Source organism: Allobosea sp. P4_E12 (assembly GCF_056401655.1).
The window spans coordinates 39,168-64,004 of record NZ_JBFUIY010000025.1 but is presented as its reverse complement, the minus strand read 5'-3'; the positions used below and the strand labels follow the sequence as shown (position 1 = coordinate 64,004).

Here is a 24,837-nt window from a genome sequence, read left to right as displayed (position 1 = left end):
TCGTCGAATGAGAAGGCGCGCAATGGATCGGGCATCGAGGACACATGTCATGACAACCGATTATAAGGCAGGCGATGTCATCAGCTTGGCTTTTGGCTTCTTCGACAGAACCGGCGTCGGGAAATACGAGATCATACGGGTGCTTCCGGCGAGCGAGAACGGACAGCGGCAATATCGGGTGCGCGGCGCCGATGGCCACGAGCGCGCCATCGAAGAACTCCAGATCCGCGCCAGCGTCACGCAAACGAACCATTTCGGCAACCTGAAATAACCGCGGCGTCCGGAAGAGAGCCGAGCAGGCGGCTCTGTTAGCATTGGCAGGGAATGGCAGGTGCGGATCATGACGGACCGGACCACCGAAACGGAGATCACGTTCAGCCATCCCTTCAGGTTGAGCGCGCTGTCGGATCCTCAGCCGGCCGGAACCTATCGGGTCGTCACCGACGAAGAAGAGATCGTGGGCGTGTCGTTCCGGGCTTTTCGCCGGACCGCCACGATGCTGCAGATCCCGGCCATCGAATTTTCACGCGGTTCCTCGCAGATCATCCTCGTGGATCCGATCGAACTTACAGCTGCCCTGGAGAAGGATAAGCAGGCCTAGTCACACCTATGAACCGTGAAGTGAGACGATCATGCGTTATCTCGGTGGAATCTCGGGGCGAGGCGCCCTGATGAGCAACGGCATCAAGATCGGCCGTGCATCCTACGATTTTGAAGGTTTCTTCCAGGATCCGATCGGAGTGACCAGCTGCGGCGAGGTCCGGCTGGCCTTTCCCGCACTGAAGACCGTCTTCGGCCGCGCGGATGTGCAGCTGCTGACCGATGATGGCCATCTCCTCGATCTCAGGTTCTCCTATCGGGAATTTCCGTCGACGACCGGCGCCGCCCATGTCGAGGTCACGGGAGATCTGCCTGCTACGCCGCAGAATTGGCACCATTGATCATCTCGCCCGCGATGCTGCCGATCGGCGGGCGTCGCTCGAATCCCCGGCTCTCATCTCGCTCGACATGATGCGGTCGAATTGCCCGGCCCACCCGCCGCGAGGTCGAAGAAACGGAAACAGCCCGGCGCATGGTCCGGGCTGTTTGCAGATCCAGGATGCGCGACTCAGAACTTGTAGTTCACGCCGACGCGAACGATGCCGCCATTACCGCCACCATTGGTGGTCGCGGTATAGAGCCCGGCCGGGAGCACGCCACCCGCCGGGTTGGTGAAGGCCCTGTTTCGCCGGCCCTCGCCGGTATCGACGTAGAGACCTTCGAGCTTGACGGTCCAGTTATTGGTGAAGGCATATTCGACGCCGCCGCCGATGGTCCAGCCGGTATTGCTCGTCGTGTTGCCGGTCAGCGGGTTGCTGTTCAGCCCGCCATAGGCGAGACCGCCCGTGATGTAGACCAGGGTCCGATCGAAGGCGTAGCCGACGCGGGCACGCACGGTGCCGAAATAGCCGCCGTCACCACCGCCTCTGTTTGCCCACCAGGTGTATTGCCCCCAGGACACATCGCCGCTCGAACCGACATATTGGATATCGGTCTCGAGACCGTAGACCCATGCGCCGGACTGCCAGTTATAGCCGATCTGGCCGCCACCGACGAACGCGCCGTCGCCGCCACCGCCACTCAGGATTCCCGAGGAGCCAGTCGTCGGCCCGGTGACGATGACGTCACGCGACCCGCCCCAGCCCACACCGGCGTTGAGACCGACGTAGAAGCCGGCCCAGGTAAAGACGGGAGCGTAGACGATCGGGGCCGGGGGCGCGGAGCGGCTGGGAAGATCGGCGGCGAAGGCAGACGTAGCCAGGCAGGTTGCAAGGACGGCGGTGGATGCAAGCCCTAGTCGCATGGTGTCCTCCGAGGTCGGCATTTCACCTCACAATTGTTGCACAACAATCCACATCGGTGAACCTCAATAATCGACCGTCCTTTACTGCAGGAGTGGCCTAGTATTCCGATGGAGATGCTTTGGCCAACCAGCCGATTCCAAACGTGGAATCTGCACTGCCCACGCCATCCCGATCCGGTGGCCGCTTCACAGTCGCCACGCCCGCCGGCGCGCTTTCAGTCCAGCTCCGGCCGTCATGGCTTGGCCCGCTCGCCCTCCAGATCATCCTCGCGAGACGTTGCGAGCGATGGCGGTGTCTCCCGGCTGTAAATGAGAATTGCGCGCTACGGCGCGATCGATTGGGGGGATCGCTCGGCTTCGCCTTCGGCCGCGACGATGCAGTTTCGGCCTCTCGACTTGGCGGCATAGAGGGCCTTGTCGGCACGTGCGTACAGGCTCAGCGATACATCCGTCGGATCCGTCTCGGCGATTCCTGCCGAAAAGGTGCAACGAAAATCGCCATGGCCGCCTTGCGGCTTCATCGCCCGAACGACGATGAGCATGCGTTCCAGGACCAGCGCAGCCTCGGCAGCGGATGTCCTGGGCATGACCAGGACGAACTCTTCGCCGCCGACCCGGCCGAAACAATCGGAGCGCCTGACATTCGCGTGGATCTCCTTGGCAAATCTGCACAGGATCTCATCCCCGGCCGCATGCCCGAAGCGATCGTTGATGACCTTGAAATGGTCGATATCGAGAACGGCCAGGCAGCCCGTCAGCCGGCTGTCCAGGCGCCGTTGAAGCAGCATGTCGTCGATCCGGGCCATCACGAACCGGCGGTTGGCGATCCCCGTCAGTTCGTCCGTGTACGAGGCCTTGACCGCACTGTCCCGGTCCTGGCGCAGAGTTCTCTTGTCGGAATGGAGATCGGTCGTGACGCTCGCGATGCAGAGCATCCAGCCGTCATCGCTGACCATCTCGGTCATCCAGAGCCACCGCCCGTCATGCAGATCGGTCTCGTAGGCGCGGTACCCGACCTTGCCTCGCCGCGACTGCGTCGAGATCAGCCATTCCTCGAAATTCTTGGTTCGAACGACCGTCCCGGTTTCCGCCGAAAAATTCCGGCGCATGATCTCCGACCAGGACGGATCCTCGCTGGCGCGGATGGAATAGGCCTGGCGAAAGGCTCGGTTCGCCTTTCGAAGCCGGTCGAACTGGTCATACAGGGCGACCAGGACCGGGGAGCCCTCAAGCATCTCAATGAGCTGTTGAGTCGTCTCGTCCATCGATCGGGAACCTAACACGTTACCGGGAGGGGAAGCAGCCCTTCACTCGACGAATGACCGGCCCGGTTTCTGTCCGACGAGCACGGCATTGCCGGAAAGGGACTGCCGATCAGGCAGTCGAGCGGAGGTTTGCAGCATAAGGCCAGTATGCAGTGACGATGGCTCACCGTACCCAACCCTCGCACTGCCGATCAACCTGCCTTTTGCCGAGGAGCGGTCGAGCGCCTTGCTGCCGGCCTTGCCGGCGCCCTGGCTCAGGCACTGGCGCGCAAGGTTTCCATAAGGTCGCCTGCAGTCGCGACCCGGCTCGTTCCGGCTGAAGTTCCGATCGGGCCGCGTCGTCACTGCATGTTGTAGACGATGCGCCCGATCCAATAGCCCTGATAGGCAAGATGCACGGCAGCCATGGACATCTGGACCCAACGTTGCGCGAAAACACAGGCAACGAGACAGAGAGCCAGGCCAATCGGTACCTGGATCAAGTAATCGCCGCTGAGTTGGGTCCAGCGCTCCGTGCCCTTGATCAGGGTATCGACCACGTCGAGAATGAAGGACGTCGCCATGAGGCCGAAGAACCAGCGCCGCCGGTTGATGAAGAAGTCCTCGTAGCCGGCATATTCAGCGACGTTGTCCGGAAACAGCAGCGCCGACAGCAAATAGAGCACGATCGCGTAGCCGATCAGGAAGATGTAGACGCCGAAGCTCCAGTTGGGGATGCGCGACAGCCCGAATTCCCACCACCAGAACAGCACGAGTTCCAGCAGGATCGAGCCGACCCAGAGCATGTGAAGCATCGAGACGCGATAACGATCGGGATGCTGGATGAAACCGGCGATGCCGGTCAGCATCCGGGTGATGCCGAGGCCGATGATCATGCCCATTACGATGCGGACATGGGGAAAGAGTTCATGCGGCGCGACGGTATCCATCGCGTGTGATTAGAACATCCGGCCGGAAATTGGAATCCGGTTCAGCTTCGAAGCGGATCGTTCACTCTTGCCTCGAAGAGATTGAAATCACGTCTGAAAATTGAAGCGACACTTGCCAGAAAGACCCCCTCTGCTTCCGAGGCAATGCAGGCATCGCCTACTCCCTGCGGCGCGGAAAGCATGGACACCGATCCGCGCAACCTCGGTCGCCGGCGAGTTCGTCCTGGAGGCGCAGCCCCCCTGCCCGGATTACTTGGTTTTGACCAGAACGACGCGAGCGTTGCTGTCTTCCCACCGCTTCAGGACATTGATCGTGACATCGCTCTCATGCCGATGCACGCGCACATCGAATCGTGAGGCCCCAAGTCTCAGCCCGCGAATTGTCACATCGTCGAGAAACGAAGGCAGGACGGGATCCAGGAGTTTGACCTCGTTCGTCGCCGCCGGCAATTGCAGCCCCAGGCAAGCGGCCAGCATCGCGAAGGGCGCGGCTGCAGCCCAGGCCTGAGGCGAGCAAGCGACGGGATAGGCAGTCGGTCCACGTCGACGCCGTCTCAGGAAGCCGCAGAAGAGCTCCGGCAGGCGGCGCTGTTCCTGATAGGCGGCCGCGTCAAAGATCGCCTCGAACAGCCGTGCAGCCTCAGTTTTCAGGCCGTAATTGCTGAAGCCGAGCGCGATCAGCGCGTTGTCATGAGGCCACACCGAGCCATTGTGATAGGACATCGGATTGTAGCGGGCTTCATTGACATTGAGCGTGCGAATGCCCCAGCCGCTGAACCCCCCTTCACTCATGAGTGACTGGGCGACCTGCGCCGCCCGCGAGGGGTAGGCGATGCCACCGAACAGAGCATGACCGGCGTTGGAAGAGCGGACGCGACACTGCCGCTTGTTTCCGTCCAGCGCCAATGCGTAGGAGCCGATATCCTCGCACCAGAAAGCCCGATCGAACCGCTCCTGCAAGATCGATGCTTCACGCCGCAAGACGTGGGCGCGCTCGCCGAGATCGAGAGCGCTCGCCATGGTGGCTGCAGCTTGCTTTGCGGCATAGACATAGGCCTGAACCTCGACGAGGGCGATCGGTCCCTGAGCCAAGGAGCCATCGGCATGCGAGATCGAATCGTGACTATCCTTCCACCCTTGATTGGTTAGGCCATTGTCCGTCTCGCGATAGTATTCAACAAACCCGTCGCCGTCGCGATCTCCGAATGTGTCGCACCATTGAAGTGCGGCCTCGACGTTGGCCCAGATCTGCTCGATCGTGGCCCGGTCGCCTGTTCGATCAAAATACTGGCCGGCCAACATGACGAAGAGCGGGGTGGCATCCACGGAGCCGTAATAGAGTCCGAATGGAACCTCGCCGAGATTGGCCATCTCTCCGTGTCGTCGTTCATGCAGGATCTTGCCCGGCTGCGCATCGGCTTCAGGGTCAGGGGCGATGGCCTGTGCCTTCGCCAGCTGCAGCAGTACGCCCCGCGCCACCAAGGGATCGGTCCATAGCAACATCATTGCCGTGATAATGCCGTCGCGCCCGAACATCGTCGAAAACCACGGAATGCCAGCATAGGGGTAAACTCCGTCGGCGCTCCGGGTCATGAGCGTGTAAAGATCCGATGTCGAGCGATAGATAAGATCTGAAAAGAGTGTATTCGTAGACTCTACCTTGGCAATATTGGAAGTCAGAGCGCGCAGGTCTCGGCGAGCGTCCTGGTAGGCCTTGGCAAAGCCCTGAGGTGGGGCGCCGGGGGCGTCCTCTCCGGAACGAATGTCTCGATTGGGTGCGTCAAGCACGTCGCAGGCGATGGCGATAAGGAGCGACGTTCGCTCGCCTGGCTTGAGCGAAAATTGAAATGACGCAAAGTCCCTGGTCAATTGAACAGGTTCAGGCTCGAATCGAAGAACGGTTCTGCGCACCCTGTCGTCGAGGCCGCGATAGAGGAAACGCGCAATCTGCGAAGACATGAGGACGTCGACTTCGCCGCGATGCGCGCGTTTCATACCCCTGACTTCGAAGAGATCCCGGAAATCTGCCGCGAAAGACAAGGAAATCTTGAAATCGTGCGGAACACGGTCGAAATTGCGCAATCCGACACGCTCATAGCAAACGGAGTTCCAGAGAAATTTTGTCCGCTCGATGGCGATCGCATCGCGCGGAATGATGGTCGTGCCATCATTCCGGACAATCTCAGGATTGGCCAGATCGACGGTCAAGGAAGCATTGTCGTCCTGGATGACCGAGCTGAGAAGGAGTGGACGCTTGCCTTCGAAGAAGAGTTGCAGCCGCGAAAGGTGCCTGGTGTCGTTGCAGAATAGCCCCTCCGACGTGTCGGGGGTGATGCCCAGGTCGCCATAGCTGTCGAGAACAGCGAACGCATCGCCCGCCTTCAGTGTGCGCAATGGGCGCTCTACGAGCGACGGGTGGGCATCGAGGGCGTGCTCGGCCAGTTGTTCCTGCAGAGGCGGGATCTGGCGCTCGCCTGCGGCGACGCTGTGCTCATTCATCCCACTGCTCCTCCTCGCTGGAGATCAGGCAGGTTCGTGCGGATTGGGTCATGGTTCTGCGTCTATTCTGCGGCCCTTCGGGTGTGCCCTGGCGAACGCAGCAGGTGATCGAAGGCGTCGAGATAGTCGGTCGCCATCCGGGCGGCGGTGAAATGGCCTTCGAAATACCGCCGGACCTGGAAGCGATCCATGGCAACGCTATGCTTTGCAGCGGCAACGGCTTCAGCGATGGAGTCGACGAGGATCCCGGATACGCCATCCCTTACGACTTCAGGCACGGAACCGTTGCGCCAAGCGATAACCGGCGTTCCCGCCGCCATCGCTTCGATCATCACAAGCCCGAACGGCTCTGGCCAATCGATCGGAAACAGAAGGGCACAGGCTCCGCCGAGGAACGCAGATTTCTGCGCCTCGTCGATTTCCCCGATGAACTCGATTGAGGGATGATCGAGCAGCGGCAAGATTCGGGTCCTGAAATACTCCTCATCAACCGGATCGACCTTCGCCGCGATCTTGAGCGGCATGCCGGCACGCTTGGCGATCTCGATCGCCCGATCCGGTCGCTTCTCCGGCGTGATGCGCCCGAGGAAGGCCAGATACGCCCCTCCCCGCGCGTCGAACGGGCAAAGGCCCGGACCCAATCCGTGATGGACGGTCGCCAGCCAATTCGCAGTTGCCGGCATCGGTTTCCGTTGGCAATCGGAAATCGATATCAGCGGCATCTGGGGGAAGGCCTCATAGACCGGGAGAAAATCGGGCAGGTCCAAGCGGCCATGCAGCGTCGTCACGCATTTGTGCGCGAGATCCGTGAACAAGGCATGCTGCAGCAGATCGAGATGGAAATGAATAATGTCGAAGGAAGCCGCACGCGCCCGGACCTTCGCAAGCATCGCAAGATGGCTCGCGGTGTGATCGCGAATGCCCGCAAGTCGCAAGCCCTGCGGTGCGCAAGCGACAAGCTCGGCGGACGTCGTTGAATCGGCCGATGCGAACAGAGTGACCTGATGTCCTTGCCGAACAAGCTCTTCGGTGAGCCAGGACGCGACCCGCTCCGTCCCGCCATACAGTCTCGGCGGAACCGACTCGGCCAGCGGTGCAACTTGCGCAATCCGCATCCGATTTCTCCAAACGCCGCTGACGCCTGCCGGGACGGCGAGCTAGCAACTCCGGTCGGGCGGAAAAGTTCGGACGCCTTGACCGCCGGCAGCCTGCCCGGCCTGGATCCGGGGGACCGTTTCCGGCATTGCCATCACCATCAGGATAAGCGCGACCAGCCCCACTGCGGACAGCACGGCAAAGGCAACGCTGTATCCGGCCCAGACCACGAGACTGCCGGCAAACACATAGCTCGACGCACCGCCAATGCCCTGAATCGTGCCGATGATCCCGCGAGCCATATTGTAACGACCGCTGCCACGGACGGCACCATAAAGAATAAGCGGGAGCAACACGTCGAACAGCCCTGCGCCGACTCCGTCGAGAAGTTGGAAGCCGATCATCCAGTAGGGGTCATCGACAAGCGCGAACAGGATGCCGCGCAGAGGCACAGCGGCGAATGCCAGCGTCAGCAGCCACTTCCCACCGATGAGATTGGCCCGCATGACAAGGAAAGCCATCGGGATCGTCGCCAGTTGGGCAACGATGATCGCCGCGGACGTCACGGCCGTCTCGAAGCCCTTGGCCTCCAAGGCAAGCTTCTGGCTCGCAAGGGCCAGCATCGGCGCATTGGTGAAATGGAACAATGCAGCTCCGATCGCGAGCACCGCAAAGGGCCGCTCGGCAAACAGCCGTCGCCATGCATAGGGACCGCCCCGGTCGCGGCTCGGTCCTTCGAGACCGCGGGCCAATTGATGGTCGATCGCGCTCGCGGGAATCGAAAGCGCGGCAATCGTCGCCAATCCTGCGAACAGCGGAAGCATGTAGAAGACGCCGCGTTGCCCGAAATGGGTGCCGATCAGCGCAGCAAGTGCAGCAATGAACACATTGCCGATGCGGTCATACGCGGCATTGCGCCCAAGTTGCCGGGCAATGCCGCGCGGCCCGAACATTCCCACCGTGATCGCCGCAATCGTCGGTGCAAAGACGGCCCCCAGCAGCGCCATGCTGACGTCCGCGACGAAGACAACGGCGAGTGTCGGGACCGTCGCAATGGCAGCGCCCAGCGTCGCCAGGGCCCAGGCCCCGCCGACTATGAGGGCCCGCTTGGCCCGCGTGGCATCGATCAAGGCGCCGATCGGGGCGTGAAAGGCAATGCCGATCAGCCCGCTTACGGTCAGGAGCGCCCCGATCGTCGCTTGATCCCACCCGACATCCGTCAGGAGGAACACGTTGACATAGGGCCCAAGGCCCCCACGCAAATCCGCCAACAGGAAGTTCAACCAGTCCAGGCTGAGCCGATGCGACACTGAAACCTCGCCGTGGTTTCCCACCCAGATGTCGATGACTGCGTCGTCCACAGGGCGCCCCCCGGCGGCGCTGCGGTTTGAAGCGATATGCCGAAGCCGGCAGAGGGAGCCTTGGAGAGATGCCCAACGCTCCTTACCGCCAGTGTGCCAGGCCGCTGCCGCGATTGCAGACGTGTTGTCCGCGCGTTTCGCCCTGTGCACGCCGTGCTACAGGAGGCTGGTAGCCACCATTCCAATGGCGGTGACGGCCATCACAGCGGTCGAAAGCCAACCAAAGAAGGTCAGTCCACGGCCGATCGTTTGTACGCCCATCACCCGTGGCTGGGTTGCCATCACCATCATCAGCACCATGATCGGAACGGCCACGATGCCGTTGATGACGGCGCTCCAGTAGAGCGCCTTGATCGGATTGATCGGCGTCAGATTCAACGCCACTCCGCAAAGGGTTGCCACCGCAATTGTGACGTAGAACGCCTTCGCATGCTTCGGCTTGCGATCGAGCCCCGTCGGCCAGCGCAGCGTTTCGCCGACGGCATAGGCTGCTGATCCGCCGAGAACGGGGACGGCCAACAGGCCGGTCCCAACAATGCCAAGCGCGAAAAGTCCTTCGGCAAAGACGCCAGCGACGGGTTTCAATGCTTCCGCAGCTTGCGAAGAGCTTTCAATGTCCGTCACGCCATTGGCATGCAGCGTGGCTGCGGCCGTGACCATGATTGCCAGCGCGATGACATTCGAAAATCCCATACCCACAAAAGTATCGAGCCGTATGCGCGCCTTGGCGTCATCGGCTTGCCGGGGCGCCTCCTTGAGCGGTTCGCGCTTCGGATTCGCCATGATATCCTCGACCTCCTGGGAGGCCTGCCAAAAGAACAGATAAGGGCTGATCGTCGTGCCCAGTATCGCGACGATTGCAGTCAAATAATCAGCCCTTAAAGATATGCTTGGAAGTATAAGACTCCGCCCCAATTCCAACCAATCGATCTTTACAAAAAACAGGGTTCCGACATAAGCGAAAAGGGCGATCGTCAGCCATTTCAACACACTGACATAACGTTTGTATTCCAGTAGAACCTGCATAAGGATGCAAGCAATTCCAAATATAATGACATAGACGAGCTGCGGACCAGCCACGAGCAGGCGCAAGGCATCTGCCATCGCACCGATGTCCGCTCCAATATTGATGATGTTTGCAACAAGAAGCAGGGTTACGCCGCCATAGACCAGCCAATCGGGATAATGCCGACGCAGATTTCCTGCGATCCCATGTCCTGTGGTGCGTCCCAGCCGGGCACTGATGATTTGAATGGCACTCATCAAAGGATAGGAAAAGACGAGCGTCCAGGTCGTCATATAGCCGAACTGCGCCCCGGTCTGGGAATAGGTCGCGATCCCGCTTGGATCGTCATCAGATGCGCCAGTGATCAGCCCGGGGCCCAGAACATGCAGGAGCCGCGGCTTGCTGGGCTCCACGACAGGCCTGCGAAATCCATGCGCGTCAGCCATTGTCGTCCGGCTCCTGCGGCCTTTCCTCCATAAGTGGCGAGATGCCGCGATGTTCCCAATAATCTGCCGGAGACTTACGCGACGATCGGATTGCAGCCAGAGATCGTTCCCGATCTGAGGTCATCCATGTGGGGATGACCGCGCCAAATGGTTCCTGGCGTGTCCGGCTAAGCCGAAGGCGCGTTGAACCGACAATCCGCGCGCCAGGGCCAAGATTCCCGACAAGCATTGTCGCGCCGAGGCGAGCGTTGCCCTGCTAGATCATCGGACCGGAGATCGTATCCAGTCCGATGATCTAACCCTTTGTCTTTGCATCGGCTTTGCCCCGAAAACCGCAATCCACTTTTCGGGCCGATGCTTTAGACCGGAACCTTGCTTGCATTCATGCGCGATCAATGACCGCGAGGGGCTCGACGAATGGCAGGCCTTGAGCCCTTGCCACGGGCTCGCAGGTGACCTGCCCGACGCATATGTTGAGACCTTGGCGCAAGTGCGGATCCTGCTTCAAAGCCTCGCGCCAGCCGTGATTGGCGATGGCCAGCACGAAGGGCAATGTCGCATTGTTGAGCGCGAAGGTGGAGGTGCGCGCGACTGCGCCAGGCATGTTGGCCACGCAGTAATGCACGACCCCATCGACGATATAGGTCGGGTCGGAGTGCGTGGTGGCCTTTGAGGTCGCGAAACAGCCGCCCTGATCGATGGCCACGTCCACGACGACGGCGCCCTTCTTCATGGTGCGGATCATATCGTGGCTGACCAGCTTGGGCGCCGACGCGCCAGGGATCAGCACCGCACCAATCACCAGGTCCGCTTGCCTGACGAGCTCTTCAATCGCCGCCTGCGTGGAAAAGACGGTGGTGATCGCATTGCCGAACTGGGTGGCCAGGCGCTTCAGCGGCTCCGCCGACCGGTCCACGACCGTCACCTGCGCTCCCATGCCAATGGCGATGGTCGCCGCATGCGTGCCCGACACGCCTCCGCCGAGAATCACGACGGACGCTGCCGGGACTCCCGGCACACCGCCCAGCAAGATGCCGCGTCCCCCTTGGGCCTTCTCCAGGGCATGTGCGCCGACCTGAGGTGCGAGTCTGCCCGCCACTTCGGACATCGGCGCCAGAAGCGGCAGGCTGCCGGAGGGTGAAGTGACTGTCTCGTAGGCGATACAGATCGCCTTGGATTGAATGAGATCGCGGGTCTGCGCAGGATCGGGAGCAAGGTGCAGATAGGTGAACAGAATCTGTCCGGGCCGCAGACGCTTTCGCTCCTGGGCCAGGGGTTCCTTGACCTTCACCACCATCTCGGCTTCTGCGAATATTATCTCCGGCCCGTCGACTATCTTGGCGCCGACCGCGACGTAGTCCTCATCGGTGATGCCGGCACCAAGACCTGCGCCCGACTGGACCATGACCTGGTGACCATGATGGACCAACTCCCGGACGGATGACGGGACGAGCCCGGTACGCGCTTCATTGTCCTTGATTTCGCAGGGCACGCCGACGAGCATGGAATTCTCCTCCCATGGAGCCAGGGCCTTTATGTTTGGCCCATAGTGCGCGTTTGATTGCGCGGCTGGCAGGATCATTCACCAGCCCGCGCTCGATCATTGCGTCAAATGAGCCCGCTGGCCAGTGCATGGCGATCTGGTCACCCCATCACGAAGTGCGTGAGCTGCGAACGACTTCGATCTCGATTTCTGTACAGCACTCGCCGTTTGTCGGATGGAAATCGACCGAACACGCCGTAACGACCAGGAGAAGATCGCACTCGGCTCGAACGACGACATACCCGCCAGGCGGGTTGATCGACGGGAGAACCTCAAGCCGACCGTCTGGTTGCGGAGGCGAGTTTTGGAACAGGTCGACCGGATCGGGTACGAAAGGTAGCGCAACGCCCTCTTCCTGAAGTGCCAAGAGCAGGTTGTCCCTGCAGTTTGGGTGATCGTGCAGCCCGGCCCGCTCGTAGAGTTCACGGTTGCAGGCAGGAAACAGCATGTCGTGCGGACCGGGGGACCCGTCCTCGACCAATGTCAGAAACGGAACGCCGCGGTCGCTGTAGAAGCTCTCTCCGACCTTGGGAAACAATCGCTCGTTGATGTCTCGGGTCTGGGCCGTGCTCAGCCAGTCGAGTCGGGGCGAGGTGACGAAGGCCCAGAGATCGGCGACCTGCTGCCCCTTCGGATCGACGATGCGGATGATATCGCCACCCGATACGCGTACTGACCGTCCGGATTGGGCGGGAACGACGATGGACAGGTCGCCTGGCTCACGCTTCACAGAACTCGACTGCATTCCAGATCCTCACATCCATTCCGGATCATCCTAAGGTGCCGGTGTTAATTGACGATCAGGATGGCTTGTTCATGGTTCGGGGCGCGCACGATAGCGCTTCAGCTGGACCTCACGCGCCCCCTGACGTCGCAGGTCTCGAAGTTTCGGAACAATCATTTCCCGCGCCTGTTCCTGTGATGTCTTTGCACGGAGTGCCGCCAGGACGTGCATCTTGCGTGCAAGCTCAGCCGCGAACGCGGAGTGTCACTTGGAAAAGCTCAAGGCGTATCGTCAGAAGCGCGATTTCGAGAAGACCAGGGAGCCTGACGGAGACGCTGCGGTTTCGAAATCGAACCGCCTGCGCTTCGTCATCCAGAAGCATGATGCGACCAGGCTTCATTATGATCTGCGCCTGGAACTGGACGGGGTCTTCAAGTCCTGGGCGGTGACCAAGGGCCCCTCGCTTGATCCTGGCGACAAGCGCCTCGCAGTCGAGGTGGAAGACCACCCCCTGCCCTATGGAGATTTCGAAGGGACCATACCCAAGGGGCAATATGGTGGGGGGACGGTTCTGCTCTGGGATCGCGGCTACTGGCAGCCGGAGGGCAAGATCAGCCCGGAGCGCCAACTGGAAAAGGGCGAACTCAAGTTCGTTCTGGACGGCGAGCGCCTCGAGGGCAGCTTTGTCCTCGTTCGGATGCGTCATGACCGGGATGGCGGCAAGCGCACCAACTGGCTGCTGATCAAGCACCGGGACGCGCATTCCGTGGATGGCGACGGTGATGCGGTCTTGAAGGCCGACACGTCCGTTGCCTCCGGCCGCAGCATGGACGCGATCGCGGCCGGCAAGGGGCGTTCGCCCAAGCCATTCCTCCTCGCGAAGGACGCCCTCGCCGCTGACGCCGAATGGGACAGCCGGAAGGGTCTGGCCGCGCAGCGCAGACGAAGCCCGGAACGATCCGGATCTCCCAAGAGATCTCGCCCGGCCCCCATGCCACCGTTCATCGCGCCGCAGCTATGCCGAAGTGTCGAGCGTCCCGCCAATGGTGGCGGGTGGGTGCATGAGATCAAGTTCGATGGCTATCGCATCCAGATGCGGGTCCAGGGCGGGACCGTCACGCTCAAGACGCGGAAGGGGCTCGATTGGACCTCCCGTTTTGAAACGATCGCCAAGGCGGGAGAGAGCCTGCCCGATGCCATCATCGATGGCGAGATCGTCGCGCTCGACAAGCATGGCACGCCGGATTTTGCCGCCCTCCAGGCCGCCATTTCGGAGGGCAGGACGGAGGATCTGATCTTCTTCGCCTTCGACATGCTGTTCAGCGTCGGGGCCGATCTCCGCGAGCTGCCACTCCTGCAGCGCAAGGAGCGTCTGAAGGAGACTCTCGACGACCACGGCGACGGCGTCATCCTGCGCTATGTCGAACATTTCGAGACCGGCGGCGACGCCATCCTGAAATCGGCCTGCCAACTCTCCCTGGAAGGCATCGTCTCGAAGGCGGTCGATGCGCCCTATGTGTCAGGGCGCAGCAACAGCTGGACGAAGGCCAAATGCCGCGCCGGGCACGAGGTCGTGATCGGCGGATGGTCCACGACGGCCGGCAAATTCAAGTCGCTTCTGGTCGGCGTCAATCGAGGGTCGGATCTTGTCTATATCGGACGGGTGGGTACGGGCTACAGCGCCGCCAAGGTGCAGGCGCTGTTGCCAAAGCTGAAGGCGGCGGCCGCGACAGCCTCGCCCTTCAAAGGGGCCGGCTCTCCAAAGCGCGAGCCCGGGGTCACCTGGTTGAAGCCCGAACTTGTCGCGGAGATCGAGTTTGCCGGCTGGACCGGGGATGGCATGGCTCGTCAGGCCGCCTTCAAGGGCTTGCGCGAAGACAAGCCCGCCGACGAGGTGGAAACCGACCTCCCCGCCGATCCGAAAGGCACCGAGACGCCGCAGCCGAAACAGGTATCCTCGCGCCGTCGGGGCGAGAGGGCCACTGTCATGGGGGTCGGTATCAGCCACCCCGAGAAGATCTTGTGGCCGAATGCGGGGGATGACCGGCCTGTCTCCAAGCAGGAACTGGCCGAATATTTCGCGGCGGTCGGCGACTGGATGATGCCCCATATCAAGGGCCGGCCCTGTTCGCTTGTGCGCGCGCCCGATGGAATTACGGGCGAGATGTTCTTCCAGCGCCACGCCGGCATGGGAACCTCGAACCTGTTCGAACTCGTCCGGGTCTTTGGCGACAAGAAGCCCTATCTCCAGATCGATCGGATCGAGGCGTTGGCGGCGGCGGCCCAGATCGGCGGCATCGAGCTTCACCCGTGGAACTGCGCGCCCGGAGATCCGGAGACGCCGGGCCGCCTGGTCTTCGATCTCGATCCAGGGCCCGGCGTGACATTCGGTGAGGTGATCGAGGCCGCAAGCCAGATGCGCGAACGGCTGGATGCGCTTGGACTGGCCAGTTTCTGCAAGACCACAGGCGGCAAGGGACTGCATGTCGTCACGCCCTTGGCGGCTGGAAAGCGCAACAAGATCGAGTGGCCTGCGGCGAAAGATTTCGCTCGCCATATCTGCGCGGAACTCGCCGCCGAACAGCCCTCACGCTACGTGGTCAATATGGCCAAGCGTCTCAGAAATGGCCGCATCTTCCTCGACTATCTGCGAAATGACCGCATGGCGACGGCGGTCGCCCCCCTGTCGCCGCGGGCACGGCCGGGCGCTCAGGTCTCGATGCCGCTGACTTGGCCGCAGGTCAAAGCCGATCTCGACCCCAAGCGTTTTACCGTRCGGACCGTGCCGGGCCTGCTGAAGACGACCAAGGCTTGGGAAGGCTATGACGACGCGGCAGGCTCGCTCTCCGACGCGATCAAGAAGCTGGGCAGGCGCGCCACGGCTGCCTGACGGGTTGCCGAAAGCGGCGCCGGGGAACGATCAGCCACGCCACCGCGTTCACCGCGTGTGTCGGGAGATGTGACCATGGCGCCGCGGACGTTCTGGAAGGGCTATCTCAAGCTGTCCCTCGTGACCTGTCCAGTCGCGATGATGCCGGCCCGATCGGACAACGAGAAGGTCCGCTTCCATACGCTCAACCGCAAGACCGGAAACCGGATACGAAGTCGCTTCGTCGATGCGGTCACCGGCAAACCCGTCAGCGACGAGGACGAGGTCAAGGGCTATCCAAGGGGCGATGACGACTATGTCATGTTGGAAGACGATGAACTCGACTCCGTGGCACTGGAGAGCACCCGAACCATCGACATCCAGACCTTCGCTCCAAGATCATCGGTCGGCTGGATCTGGTATGACACGCCTCATTACCTCGTGCCCGATGCAAAGGTCGGGGAAGAGGCATTCTCCGTCATCCGCGAAGCGATGAAGCGTACGAAGACGGTCGGAATCTCGCGGCTCGTCCTCTATCGGCGCGAACGGGCCGTGCTGCTGGACGCCCGCGATAACGGCATCGTCTTGTGGACCTTGCGCTATGGCGATGAGGTCCGGCCCGAGAAAGATTATTTCGCCGGGATCGGCGAGGCCGCACCGGACTCTGACCTGCGTCCCCTGATGGACAAGCTCATCGCGACCCGCACCAAGGACTGGTCGCCGGAGCTTGCCAAGGATCCGGTCCAGGAGGAGCTGCTTGGTGTCATCAAGGCCAAGGAGAAGGGCCGCAAACCGACGAGGACATCGCCGCGTCCGGCCTCGGAAGGCAATGTCGTCAACATCATGGACGCGCTCAAGCGCAGCCTGGAACCGCGGCGCAAATAATCAACTCGCCTTCTTGCGCGGGGCTTGCTTCGCCGCGGCGGGCTTTTCGCCGCCGCCAGCCTTGGCACTTTGACGCAATGCCTCCATCAGGCTGACGACCTTCGAGGGCTCGGGCCGCTTCTGTGGCTTGATCTTGCGGCCTTCGATCTTGGCCTGGACGAGTTCGGCCAGCGCGGCTTCATAGCGATCGTCGAATTGCTTGGGATCGAACCTGCCAGCCTTCGTCTTGATGATGTGCTCGGCCAGGTCGAGCATCTCACCGTCGATCTTGATGCCCGGGATCTCGCTGAAGGCGTCCTCGGCCGAGCGGACCTCGTAGTCGAAGTTCAACGTCGTCGCCACCAAGCCCTCGTCCTGAGGACGGATCAGGATCGATCGCATCCGGCGGAAGATGACCGTTCGGGCCAGCGCGGCCGACTTCTGGTCCTTCATTCCCTCGCGGATCAGCGCGAAGGCTTCGGACGCCACGGGTGAGGCAGGCGCGACATAGTAGGGCTTGTCGAAGAAGATCTCGTCGATCTCGTCGCACCGCAGGAACGTCTCGACCGTGAGGGTCTTGTCGCTTTCCGGGATCGCGGCGGCGATCTCTTCCGGTTCGAGCAGGACGTAATCGCCGTTGCCCTTGTCGTAGCCCTTGACCTGATCCTCGGTCTCGACCGGCTTGCCGGAGACCTCGTCGATGTACTGACGATGGACGCGGTTGCCGGTCTTGCGGTTCAAGGTGTGAAACGAGATCCGCTCGGCGGTCGAGGCTGCCGTGTAGAGCGAAACCGGGCAGCTCACCTCGGCGATCTTCAGAACGCCTTTCCAGACAGCGCGCGGCGCCATGACATTCCCCCATAGCATTTCAGCGGACGCGAGCGAGCAACGAGCGGGCGTCCATGATGGTTCCAGTTTGCACCGCACCACGCGACCAAAGAAGCACCGGAACCGTGATGGACGTCGGCGCGCGGCTGCATTCGTTCACGACAGAAACGGCGTCGACTGGCGGCTACAGGGAACACGTTATCGTGAGATGGTTCTGCCCTTATGCGCCCCAGGCACCCGAGCACCTGAACAGGGCTTGCCCGGCCGGAGCGTCGCAACGGCTCTGTCTCGTCTTCCGTTTCGTTGACGGGCTGGTCGCATTGCCCTGCCAAGCGCGGGAACCTCAACCAGGCCTCACGTGGTCATGGCGATGTCCGCAAGGGCGTCTGCCGCGGCTCGTAGGCGTGGATGGCCGTTCTAAGCGCAGCGAGCTGACGATCTCGGGCGGTGCTCGGCCTGATGCCTTCCAACTGGCCAACGCGCTCACAAGCATCACGATAGTCTTCGTGCGTGCGGAGTGTCACCGTCACTGGTTCTGATCTAGAAAGGGTATCGGACATGCAAAGCACCTCCCTGTAGGGAGCAACCTAAACCTTGGAGCGCTTCCGGCAATGTCATTTGCCGGATGCGGCAACACTTGGTCGAATTCACTCCAGCCGCGTGATGATCAGACCGGTTCTGGCGACCTCGAACTTGCGCTCATCGACAAAGTTCACGAGCGCGCCGCTATCGAGCGTGTAGGTGATGCTGCGCAGACCGGGATAAAGCCGCCAGACGATGACCGCATAATGCTTGCCGTCCTCGTCCTCACAGATCTCGCGTGACAGCTCGGTCGGCATGATGGCAGCCGGCCGGGGGCGACCACTCAGCGGCCGTCGATCGGAAGGTCGTCCGGGTTTCCGCTTGGGATGAAAAGCGCGGGGTAACGAACCCATGTCAGCACTCCCATATCACCACCATATCCTAACTGCTGAGGCGGCACGAAGTTCCACGTCGCCGGAACGAGTGCCCGCTGCCCGGCGTTTGTCTGCGGTGGAGGAGAACCCGTCATGCGCGCGCGCCAGATGTCGCGGTCCGGCCCCGGTTCGGAGGCGTTGAAGGGCACGGTCGTGTCGCCCGTTGCCATACCAGTGGAGGCCCGTCTCCCTGACGACAGCACGCAAGATGACGATCCCATGCCGCAGCATGTCGAGCCATGCCTTGCCAGTGAGGCGGCAAAGCCGCCCAAGGGGGCCAATTGGTCTTTCGAGGTGGCATGGGACGGCTACCGGCTTGCCGTCCATATCGAGCCTTCGCGCGAGGTGCGCCTGCTTACGCGAGACGGCCGGGATTGGACGGCCCGCTTTCCCGCGATCGTGGCGGCGGCGAAACAGATCGTCGTCGACAGTGCTATCCTCGATGGCGAGGCCGTCATCCTCGACCGGAGCGGAAAATCGGATCTCGCGGCCTTGGAGCAAGCGCTCGGCGGGCGAGACGGCAAGGGCAGCGCCGAACTCGCGGTCCTGTTTGCCTTCGATCTTCTGTACCTCAATGGACAGGATCTGCGGCATCTGCCGCTCTCGCAGCGACGCGAGGTCCTGGCCGATGCAATCGACCGCGCGTCTCCCGGTATCCTGCTCAGTGAGGACGTGATTGCCGACGGAGAGGCGTTCTACACCCTCGCCTGCAAGCTCGGCCTCGAAGGCATCATCGCAAAACGCCTTGATGCACCCTATCGCTCCGGCCGCGATGGTGACTGGCTCAAGATCAGGTGCATCCAGTCGGAGCGCTTCGTCATCATCGGATATGAGCCTTCGATCGGCTTTGGAGGAATCGGCAGGTTGCTGCTCGCTGCGGAAAAGGCCGACGGCCTGGTCTATGTCGGCGGGGTTGGCAGCGGCTTCACCGAGCTGTCCGGCGCCGCCTTGAAGGCGCGGCTCGACGCGAGACTCGTTCCGCGACCACCCCTGGCCATCCAGCGGACAGCCGCGCGCTGGGTTTCGCCCCTGCTGGTTGCCGAGATCGAATTCCGCGGCTGGACCGATGACGGCAAGCTTCGCCATGCGACTTACAAGGGCCTGCGCGACGAAGCCGGTGCTGCGACGATCTTTCGGTTCGATGATGCATAGGAGTCAGGACCGAGCCAGGGCCGGACATCGCGGACAAGGCCACGCGTTCGCCAGGCAGCAAACGGCCCGCCAACGGAAGCCGCTGGCGGGCCGAACGGTTGGACGATTGTGCTGATCACTCGATGATCTGAACGATCCTGCGGGTGCCGGGCTCGACCAGCACAGTGCGGTTATTCACGACCGTATAGCGGTACTGGGTCGCGCCATACTCGCGCGGCACTTCGCGATAGGTCACGCCCTCATTCGGGAGCACGGTGCCGACCGCGAGCGGCTCGGCATAGGTGTAGGACGGCACACGCTGCTCGACCACATAGGTCTTGAAGCGGGGGGTGTTGTCGCCGACGATGCCGCCTACGACAGCGCCACCCACGCCGCCGACAACAGCACCGACCGGACCGCCGACGATCGCCCCGCCCACGGCGCCTGTCGCCGCGCCGGCAGCTGCACCACCCTGCGCGCCCTGCGGATTCTGGGCGAATGACGCGACGGGCACGAGAATCAGGGTCGCGGCGAGAGCAAGTTTCTTCATCATCACAGATCTCCTTCGCTGAGGGTTCTGTGTTCAGGAACGGGCTCGATTCCGGTTTGTTCCACCGATCGGCATCCGGACGTTGGTGTCCCGCGAGAGGCCGCCTCCGCCGCGAACGGCCGCAATCAGGTCTCGGCCTGGGTCACCCCAAGCTTGTGCCAGAGCTGTTCCCTGTCCATGCAGGAGACGTCGTAGGTGACCTGCCGGCCCTTGAATTCCGGTCGTTTTCCGAACTCCAACGTCATCGCGCGCGCGATGTCGTCGATGCGGGCCTCGCAGGCCTGCACCGTGGTGAAACCCAGTTCGCTGATCCGGGCGGCGGTGCAGGTCGCTTCGCCGGAAATGCAGGCGACAATCACCATCGTGAAGGCATCCATGGAGGCACTCCGAGTGAAATCGAGTCAGGCCAGCCATTAAGGCTGGGGTTTCTGGGTTACCGAGAGCTTAAGGGGAACAAGCAAGATGCGGGCCGGCGCCACCGGCGCAGGCCGATCGCGCCCTGTGCGGTCGCATCGGCTTACCCGAAAACCGCAATCCTCCGGGCCGATGCTTCAGCGCCACATGCCCTTGAGCCGTGCCGATACGTCAATTCTCACGCCGCTGCGGTGTTGCATGGCGGCCTGAGCCTGCTCGATGGGCCAGGTCGCCTGCTCGAACAGGTGCAGCAGGGCATGCGGGATGAACCGCGTGCGTGCCGCGTAGACATGCCGATCGCCTCGCGCGGCCTGGCCATGAGTGAAGAAGCGCTGCGGCACGACCAGATGCAGGTCGTCCCTGGCGCGCGTCATCGCGACATAGAGCAGCCTGCGCTCCTCCTCGATCTCGGCGGTCTCCCCGACGGCAAGGTCACTGGGAAGACAGCCGTCCACCGTGTTCAGCACAAAGACCGACTTCCATTCCTGTCCCTTGGCGGAGTGGATGGTCGAGAGGATGAGAAAATCCTCGTCCAGCGATGGCGGACCCGCTTCATCGCTCGTTGCGTCGGGCGGATTGAGGGTGAGCTCGGTGAGGAAGCGCTCGCGGGATGGATAGCCGGAGGCGATCTGCTCCAGCTGAACCAGATCGGCTCGACGCGTGGTGAAATCCTCGTGAATGCGCTCCAGGTGAGGGTCGTACCAGAGACGGGCCCGTTCGAGGTCTGCCGGCCAGCCTATCCCTGAGCGCAGCGCCCGGAATGTCGCAACGAAATCCGGCCAGGCGTCGCCCGTACGCGCGGGCGCCGACAGCTCCGCGAGGCCTGCTGCGAAATCATCTGCCGTGCCGGCCTGATCGAGCACGCGTTGCGCGGAGGTCGGCCCCACGCCCGGAAGCAGCTGCAGCAAGCGGAACCCGGCGACCCTGTCGCGCGGATTCTCGACGAAGCGCAGCATCGCCAGCATGTCTTTGACATGGGCGGCATCGAGGAATTTCAGCCCGCCGAACTTCTTGTAAGGAATATTGCGCCGTGTCAGCTCGACCTCCAGCGGGCCGCTGTGATGCGAGGCGCGAAAGAGCACCGCCTGCTGCTTGAGCGTGTGCCCCGCCTCCCTGTTCTCCAGCACGCGCGTCGCGACGAAGCGCGCCTGGTCGGCTTCGTCGCGAACATTGACGAGTTGGGGCTTGCCGCCCGACTGGCGGTCGGTCCAGAGGTTCTTGGTGAAGCGCTCGCGGGCGAGCTCGATCACCCCATTCGCGGCGGCCAGAATGGGCTGGTTCGAACGATAGTTCTGATCCAGCGTGACGACCTCAGCCGGTGGGCTGAAGGCCTGGGGGAAATCGAGGATATTGCGGATCTCGGCGGCGCGGAACGAGTAGATCGATTGCGCGTCATCGCCGACGACGGTGAGCCCCTGGCCATCGGGCTTGAGCGCCAGCAGGATCGAGGCCTGAAGCTTGTTGGTATCCTGATACTCGTCGACGAAGACATGGTCGAAACGTCCGCCCATCTCCGCGGCAAGGCTGGGCTCGCTTGCGGCCTGGGCCCAGCACAGCAGAAGATCGTCGTAATCAAGGACGTTCTGGGCCTGCTTGGCCTCGACATAGGCTGAAAAGAGCTGCTTCAGCTCCCCTGCCCATGATGCGCACCAGGGAAAGGAAGCACCCAGCACGGCCTCAACCGGCTCTTCGGCATTGACGCAGCGCGAATAGATCGCAAGGCAGGTGCCCTTCTTGGGAAAGCGCCCTTCCGTTTTCGAGTAGCCAAGCTCGTGACGAGCGAGGTTCATCAGGTCGGCGCTGTCCTCGCGGTCATGGATCGTGAAATGCGGATCGAGCCCAAGCTCCGGCGCGTAATCCCGGAGCAGCCTTGCTCCCACGCTGTGAAAGGTCCCGGCCCAGGTCAGCGCGTCGGTCATGACGGCAGCCCCCTCTCCCAGCACGTCGCGCGCGATGCGCTCCACCCGCCTCGCCATCTCGGCTGCAGCGCGTCGGGAGAAGGTCAGCATCATCATGCGGCGCGGGTCCGCACCGTTCAGGATCAGATGCGCGACACGATGCGCGAGCGTGTTGGTCTTGCCGGATCCCGCCCCCGCGATCACCAGCAAGGGACCCGGCTGCGTGCCGACGCCGTGCTCCACCGCGCGGCGTTGCGCGGGGTTGAGCCTGTCGAGATAGCTTGGTGGCGCCAGCGAATCGAGAGCGAACATGTCTCATATTCGATCATTTTTCGCGTTTTGTTCGCAACGCAAAAGATCGGGAATAGGGCAGCCGTCCTGAGCCAGATGGCCGAAGCCCTATGGCAGGATCGGTTTCGACCTGATCATGAGGCGGCGATTCACCTCACCCAGCCAGCGAGGCGAGCGCCCGCTCGATCCGGGAACAGCCGCCCCTGGCGCGCGCCTTCTCGAAGGAGGCCGCGAGCTTCCCGTTGGCATAGGCCTTCACCACGATGGCGTGGACATAGCTCTTGCGCGTCACGGCAGGCGTGTTCGCCAGTTGCTCCGAGACGGCGCGCATGATCTCGGCGAGCTGACGCTTCTCGCTGCCATCGCCGATCATGATTTGGCTGGCCAGCAGCAGTTCGGCGGCCGCAGCGTTCCCCGCCAGCATCCTCAAATCCTTGGCACTGATGGCGAGGCCGGAGATCTCGCGGAGATAGGCGTTGATGTCGCCGGCATGGACCGGCGTCACCTTGCCGTCCTCGTCCCGGTATTGCAGCAGTCGCCGGCCGGGCAACTGCGCAATCCGGGCAAGTGCTCGGGCGAGCGGGCCATCCTGCCGCGAGCATGCGATCTGCTTTCCGCCCTTGCCGCGAAACAGCAGGTCGATCCGCGAGGCCGTCAACGCGACATGGCGCTTGAGGAGCGTCGAGGCACCATGGCTGCCATTGCTCCTCGCATAGGCCTCGCCGCCAACGCGCAGATGGCAGCGGTCGATGATGGCGACTGCGCAAGCCAGCGTTTTCCTGCGGCAGAGCGCACGCGCCTTGAGATCATCGGCGACCGCCTTGCGCAAACGGGGCAGCGCGTCGATCAGCAGCCGCAATCGCTTCAACTTGCGGCGTTCGCGGACCCGCTCCCATTCGGGATGATAGAGATATTGCAGCCGCCCGGCCTCGTCCCGCCCGACCGCCTGGAGATGGGCCCGTGGATCGGCCGCGATGCGCACCTCGCGATAGGCGGGCGGAATTGCAAGTGAGCGGATCCGCTCAAGCAAGGCCGCGTCCCGGACGGGCTCGTCAGTGGCGTCGAGATAGGCAAAGCCCCTGCCGCGCCGGCCCCTGCGGATCGTCAGATCTCCGGGATTGACGATCCGCAGCCGACCAGGGGCGCGGGATGGCTTGCCGGCGACCATGGCGTTACTGCTTGCCCAGCGCTTCCTGCATCAAGCCGCTTCCCGGCGGTTATGATGGCGGCGCACGAGTTCTTCGGCGTAGGCCAAGTCAGCCTGCGTGAAGGCCGGCACCGGATCCGTGAGGATGGCGGTGAGGACATCCCGGTCGCGCTGGCCATTCGCTATCACAAAGGCGAGCGCATCCCTCGTCTCGCGTTCGGCATGAAGCTGGGCCACGAGGGCCGCAATCAATCTGTCCTTGGCCGATAGCTGCATGGCAAAACCTCCGCAGGAAGCTTCGCGATAAACACGGTCGGGCCAGCGCTTGTTCCGCCCAGGCGCAATCTGTCAGCCCGCCAGCGGCGACGCGCCGATCGTGACGGTGAGCGCGCCGAGGCGCTCGATGCTGCCGACGAGAACATTACCGGGAAGGACCGCGCCGACGCCATGCGGCGTACCGGTCATGATCACATCGCCGGGCTCGAGCGAGTAATATTTCGAGAGTGTCGCAATGATCTCGGGCGTGCGCCAGATCATCAAGGACAGGTCGGAATCCTGGCGTGCGACACCGTCGACCTCGAGGCGGATTTTGCCCGTCGACGGGTGGCCGACCTGTTCGACCGGGTAGATCGGGCCGCAGGGCGCCGAGTGATCGAATGATTTCTTAAGTTCCCACGGGATCCGCGGGCCGTCTGGCGTGTCGAGCAGCTTGCGGCGGGTCATGTCGAGGCAGATGCCGTAGCCGAAGACATGCTCGAGCGCTTCGTCCTGAGGGATGTTGTAGCCGCCGGACTTCATCGCCACCATGAGCTCGAGCTCGAAGTGAAAATCGTCCGTCATCGGCGGATAGGGAACGACGCCGCCGTTCTGGACGATTGCATCGGCCGGCTTCTGGAAGATCAGCGGGAAATCGCGGGTCTCGTCGCCGCCCATCTCCCTGACATGGGCGACATAGTTGCGACCGACGCAGTAGATCCGCCGGATCGGGAAGCGCGCCGAGGAGCCCTCGATCGGCAGTGACTGGAGGGTCGGCGCCGGAACGGCGAAGTCTGCGAGTGTCGTCATCTGGGAAGCCATGCGCTGGGTCACGATCGGGACAGCATATGGGCCGGCTCGATCCTGTCCAGATAAATCTGCATATTTTTATCACACGCCAGATAATCTGAATTTATTTGACA

Annotated in this window: 23 protein-coding genes; 6 read left to right on the top strand and 17 right to left on the bottom strand. The window is 62.5% G+C overall.

Annotation, left to right across the window (positions count from 1 at the left end; translation table 11 throughout):
• Positions 1-49: 49 nt before the first annotated feature.
• The 3 genes from AC1DW9_RS26250 (at position 50) to AC1DW9_RS26240 (ending at position 941) form a co-directional block, all read left to right on the top strand.
• Positions 50-271, top strand: coding sequence for a hypothetical protein (locus tag AC1DW9_RS26250; RefSeq protein ID WP_441507762.1), 222 nt, complete (start codon positions 50-52; stop codon positions 269-271).
• 69 nt (positions 272-340) lie between these two features.
• Positions 341-601 carry a hypothetical protein gene (locus AC1DW9_RS26245; RefSeq protein WP_069882796.1) on the top strand — a complete coding sequence of 87 codons (261 nt, stop codon included), beginning with the start codon at positions 341-343 and terminating at the stop codon, positions 599-601.
• Positions 602-632: 31 nt separating this feature from the next.
• The gene (locus AC1DW9_RS26240; RefSeq protein WP_441507760.1) at positions 633-941 is read left to right on the top strand and encodes a hypothetical protein; all 309 of its coding nucleotides are present in this window, start codon (positions 633-635) and stop codon (positions 939-941) included.
• 167 nt (positions 942-1,108) lie between these two features.
• On the opposite strand, the gene AC1DW9_RS26235 is transcribed toward AC1DW9_RS26240, so the two are convergent.
• The 9 genes from AC1DW9_RS26235 to AC1DW9_RS26195 all read right to left on the bottom strand — a co-directional run bounded on the left by AC1DW9_RS26235 (position 1,109) and on the right by AC1DW9_RS26195 (position 12,732).
• Positions 1,109-1,843 carry an outer membrane protein gene (locus AC1DW9_RS26235; RefSeq protein ID WP_441507759.1) on the bottom strand — a complete coding sequence of 245 codons (735 nt, stop codon included), beginning with the start codon at positions 1,841-1,843 and terminating at the stop codon, positions 1,109-1,111.
• Between the two features lie 323 nt (positions 1,844-2,166).
• Positions 2,167-3,108, bottom strand: a complete 942-nt coding sequence (locus AC1DW9_RS26230) for a GGDEF domain-containing protein (protein WP_441507758.1) — start codon at positions 3,106-3,108, stop codon at positions 2,167-2,169.
• Positions 3,109-3,449: 341 nt separating this feature from the next.
• Entirely contained in the window at positions 3,450-4,037 is a 588-nt protein-coding gene (locus AC1DW9_RS26225; protein WP_476770981.1) for a hypothetical protein, read from the bottom strand.
• 249 nt (positions 4,038-4,286) lie between these two features.
• Positions 4,287-6,536 carry an amylo-alpha-1,6-glucosidase gene (locus AC1DW9_RS26220; protein ID WP_476776596.1) on the bottom strand — a complete coding sequence of 750 codons (2,250 nt, stop codon included), beginning with the start codon at positions 6,534-6,536 and terminating at the stop codon, positions 4,287-4,289.
• 62 nt (positions 6,537-6,598) lie between these two features.
• Complete coding sequence (locus AC1DW9_RS26215; RefSeq protein ID WP_441507755.1) at positions 6,599-7,651, bottom strand: glycosyltransferase family 4 protein; 1,053 nt, start codon at positions 7,649-7,651, stop codon at positions 6,599-6,601.
• A gap of 42 nt (positions 7,652-7,693) precedes the next feature.
• Positions 7,694-8,992: an MFS transporter gene (locus AC1DW9_RS26210; RefSeq protein WP_476776595.1), complete on the bottom strand. Its 1,299-nt coding sequence runs from the start codon at positions 8,990-8,992 to the stop codon at positions 7,694-7,696.
• A 156-nt stretch (positions 8,993-9,148) separates the two neighbouring features.
• A complete protein-coding gene (locus tag AC1DW9_RS26205) occupies positions 9,149-10,444 on the bottom strand; it encodes an NRAMP family divalent metal transporter (protein ID WP_441491013.1) in 1,296 nt (431 codons plus the stop codon).
• A 382-nt stretch (positions 10,445-10,826) separates the two neighbouring features.
• Positions 10,827-11,948 carry an alanine dehydrogenase gene (ald, locus tag AC1DW9_RS26200; RefSeq protein WP_441507753.1) on the bottom strand — a complete coding sequence of 374 codons (1,122 nt, stop codon included), beginning with the start codon at positions 11,946-11,948 and terminating at the stop codon, positions 10,827-10,829.
• Between the two features lie 148 nt (positions 11,949-12,096).
• Positions 12,097-12,732 (bottom strand): DUF1989 domain-containing protein, encoded by a 636-nt coding sequence (locus tag AC1DW9_RS26195; RefSeq protein WP_441491015.1) that lies wholly within the window; start codon positions 12,730-12,732, stop codon positions 12,097-12,099.
• 247 nt (positions 12,733-12,979) lie between these two features.
• On the opposite strand from AC1DW9_RS26195, the gene ligD (AC1DW9_RS26190) reads away from it, so the two are divergent.
• On the top strand, positions 12,980-15,601 hold the full coding sequence (gene ligD / locus AC1DW9_RS26190) for a DNA ligase D (RefSeq protein ID WP_441491016.1): 2,622 nt from the start codon (positions 12,980-12,982) through the stop codon (positions 15,599-15,601).
• 75 nt (positions 15,602-15,676) lie between these two features.
• Positions 15,677-16,465 carry a non-homologous end joining protein Ku gene (gene ku, locus AC1DW9_RS26185; protein ID WP_441491017.1) on the top strand — a complete coding sequence of 263 codons (789 nt, stop codon included), beginning with the start codon at positions 15,677-15,679 and terminating at the stop codon, positions 16,463-16,465.
• On the opposite strand, the gene ku (AC1DW9_RS26180) is transcribed toward ku (AC1DW9_RS26185), so the two are convergent.
• Both ku (AC1DW9_RS26180) and AC1DW9_RS26175 read right to left on the bottom strand, forming a co-directional pair.
• On the bottom strand, positions 16,466-17,293 hold the full coding sequence (ku, locus tag AC1DW9_RS26180; protein ID WP_476776594.1) for a non-homologous end joining protein Ku: 828 nt from the start codon (positions 17,291-17,293) through the stop codon (positions 16,466-16,468).
• A 626-nt stretch (positions 17,294-17,919) separates the two neighbouring features.
• Complete coding sequence (locus AC1DW9_RS26175; protein ID WP_441491019.1) at positions 17,920-18,111, bottom strand: hypothetical protein; 192 nt, start codon at positions 18,109-18,111, stop codon at positions 17,920-17,922.
• 210 nt (positions 18,112-18,321) lie between these two features.
• On the opposite strand from AC1DW9_RS26175, the gene ligD (AC1DW9_RS26170) reads away from it, so the two are divergent.
• The gene (ligD, locus tag AC1DW9_RS26170) at positions 18,322-19,380 is read left to right on the top strand and encodes a non-homologous end-joining DNA ligase (protein WP_476776593.1); all 1,059 of its coding nucleotides are present in this window, start codon (positions 18,322-18,324) and stop codon (positions 19,378-19,380) included.
• A 115-nt stretch (positions 19,381-19,495) separates the two neighbouring features.
• Here the strand turns inward: ligD (AC1DW9_RS26170) and AC1DW9_RS26165 are convergent, their stop codons facing one another.
• The 6 genes from AC1DW9_RS26165 to AC1DW9_RS26140 form a co-directional block, all read right to left on the bottom strand.
• A complete protein-coding gene (locus AC1DW9_RS26165; protein WP_069881129.1) occupies positions 19,496-19,912 on the bottom strand; it encodes a DUF1236 domain-containing protein in 417 nt (138 codons plus the stop codon).
• A 122-nt stretch (positions 19,913-20,034) separates the two neighbouring features.
• Complete coding sequence (locus tag AC1DW9_RS26160) at positions 20,035-20,286, bottom strand: hypothetical protein (RefSeq protein WP_476776592.1); 252 nt, start codon at positions 20,284-20,286, stop codon at positions 20,035-20,037.
• 174 nt (positions 20,287-20,460) lie between these two features.
• Positions 20,461-22,533: an ATP-dependent helicase gene (locus AC1DW9_RS26155; protein ID WP_476770560.1), complete on the bottom strand. Its 2,073-nt coding sequence runs from the start codon at positions 22,531-22,533 to the stop codon at positions 20,461-20,463.
• A gap of 133 nt (positions 22,534-22,666) precedes the next feature.
• A complete protein-coding gene (locus AC1DW9_RS26150) occupies positions 22,667-23,680 on the bottom strand; it encodes a DNA topoisomerase IB (RefSeq protein ID WP_476770561.1) in 1,014 nt (337 codons plus the stop codon).
• A gap of 30 nt (positions 23,681-23,710) precedes the next feature.
• Positions 23,711-23,935: a hypothetical protein gene (locus AC1DW9_RS26145; protein WP_476770562.1), complete on the bottom strand. Its 225-nt coding sequence runs from the start codon at positions 23,933-23,935 to the stop codon at positions 23,711-23,713.
• 72 nt (positions 23,936-24,007) lie between these two features.
• On the bottom strand, positions 24,008-24,724 hold the full coding sequence (locus AC1DW9_RS26140; RefSeq protein WP_441507743.1) for a fumarylacetoacetate hydrolase family protein: 717 nt from the start codon (positions 24,722-24,724) through the stop codon (positions 24,008-24,010).
• Between the last annotated feature and the right edge of the window lie 113 nt (positions 24,725-24,837).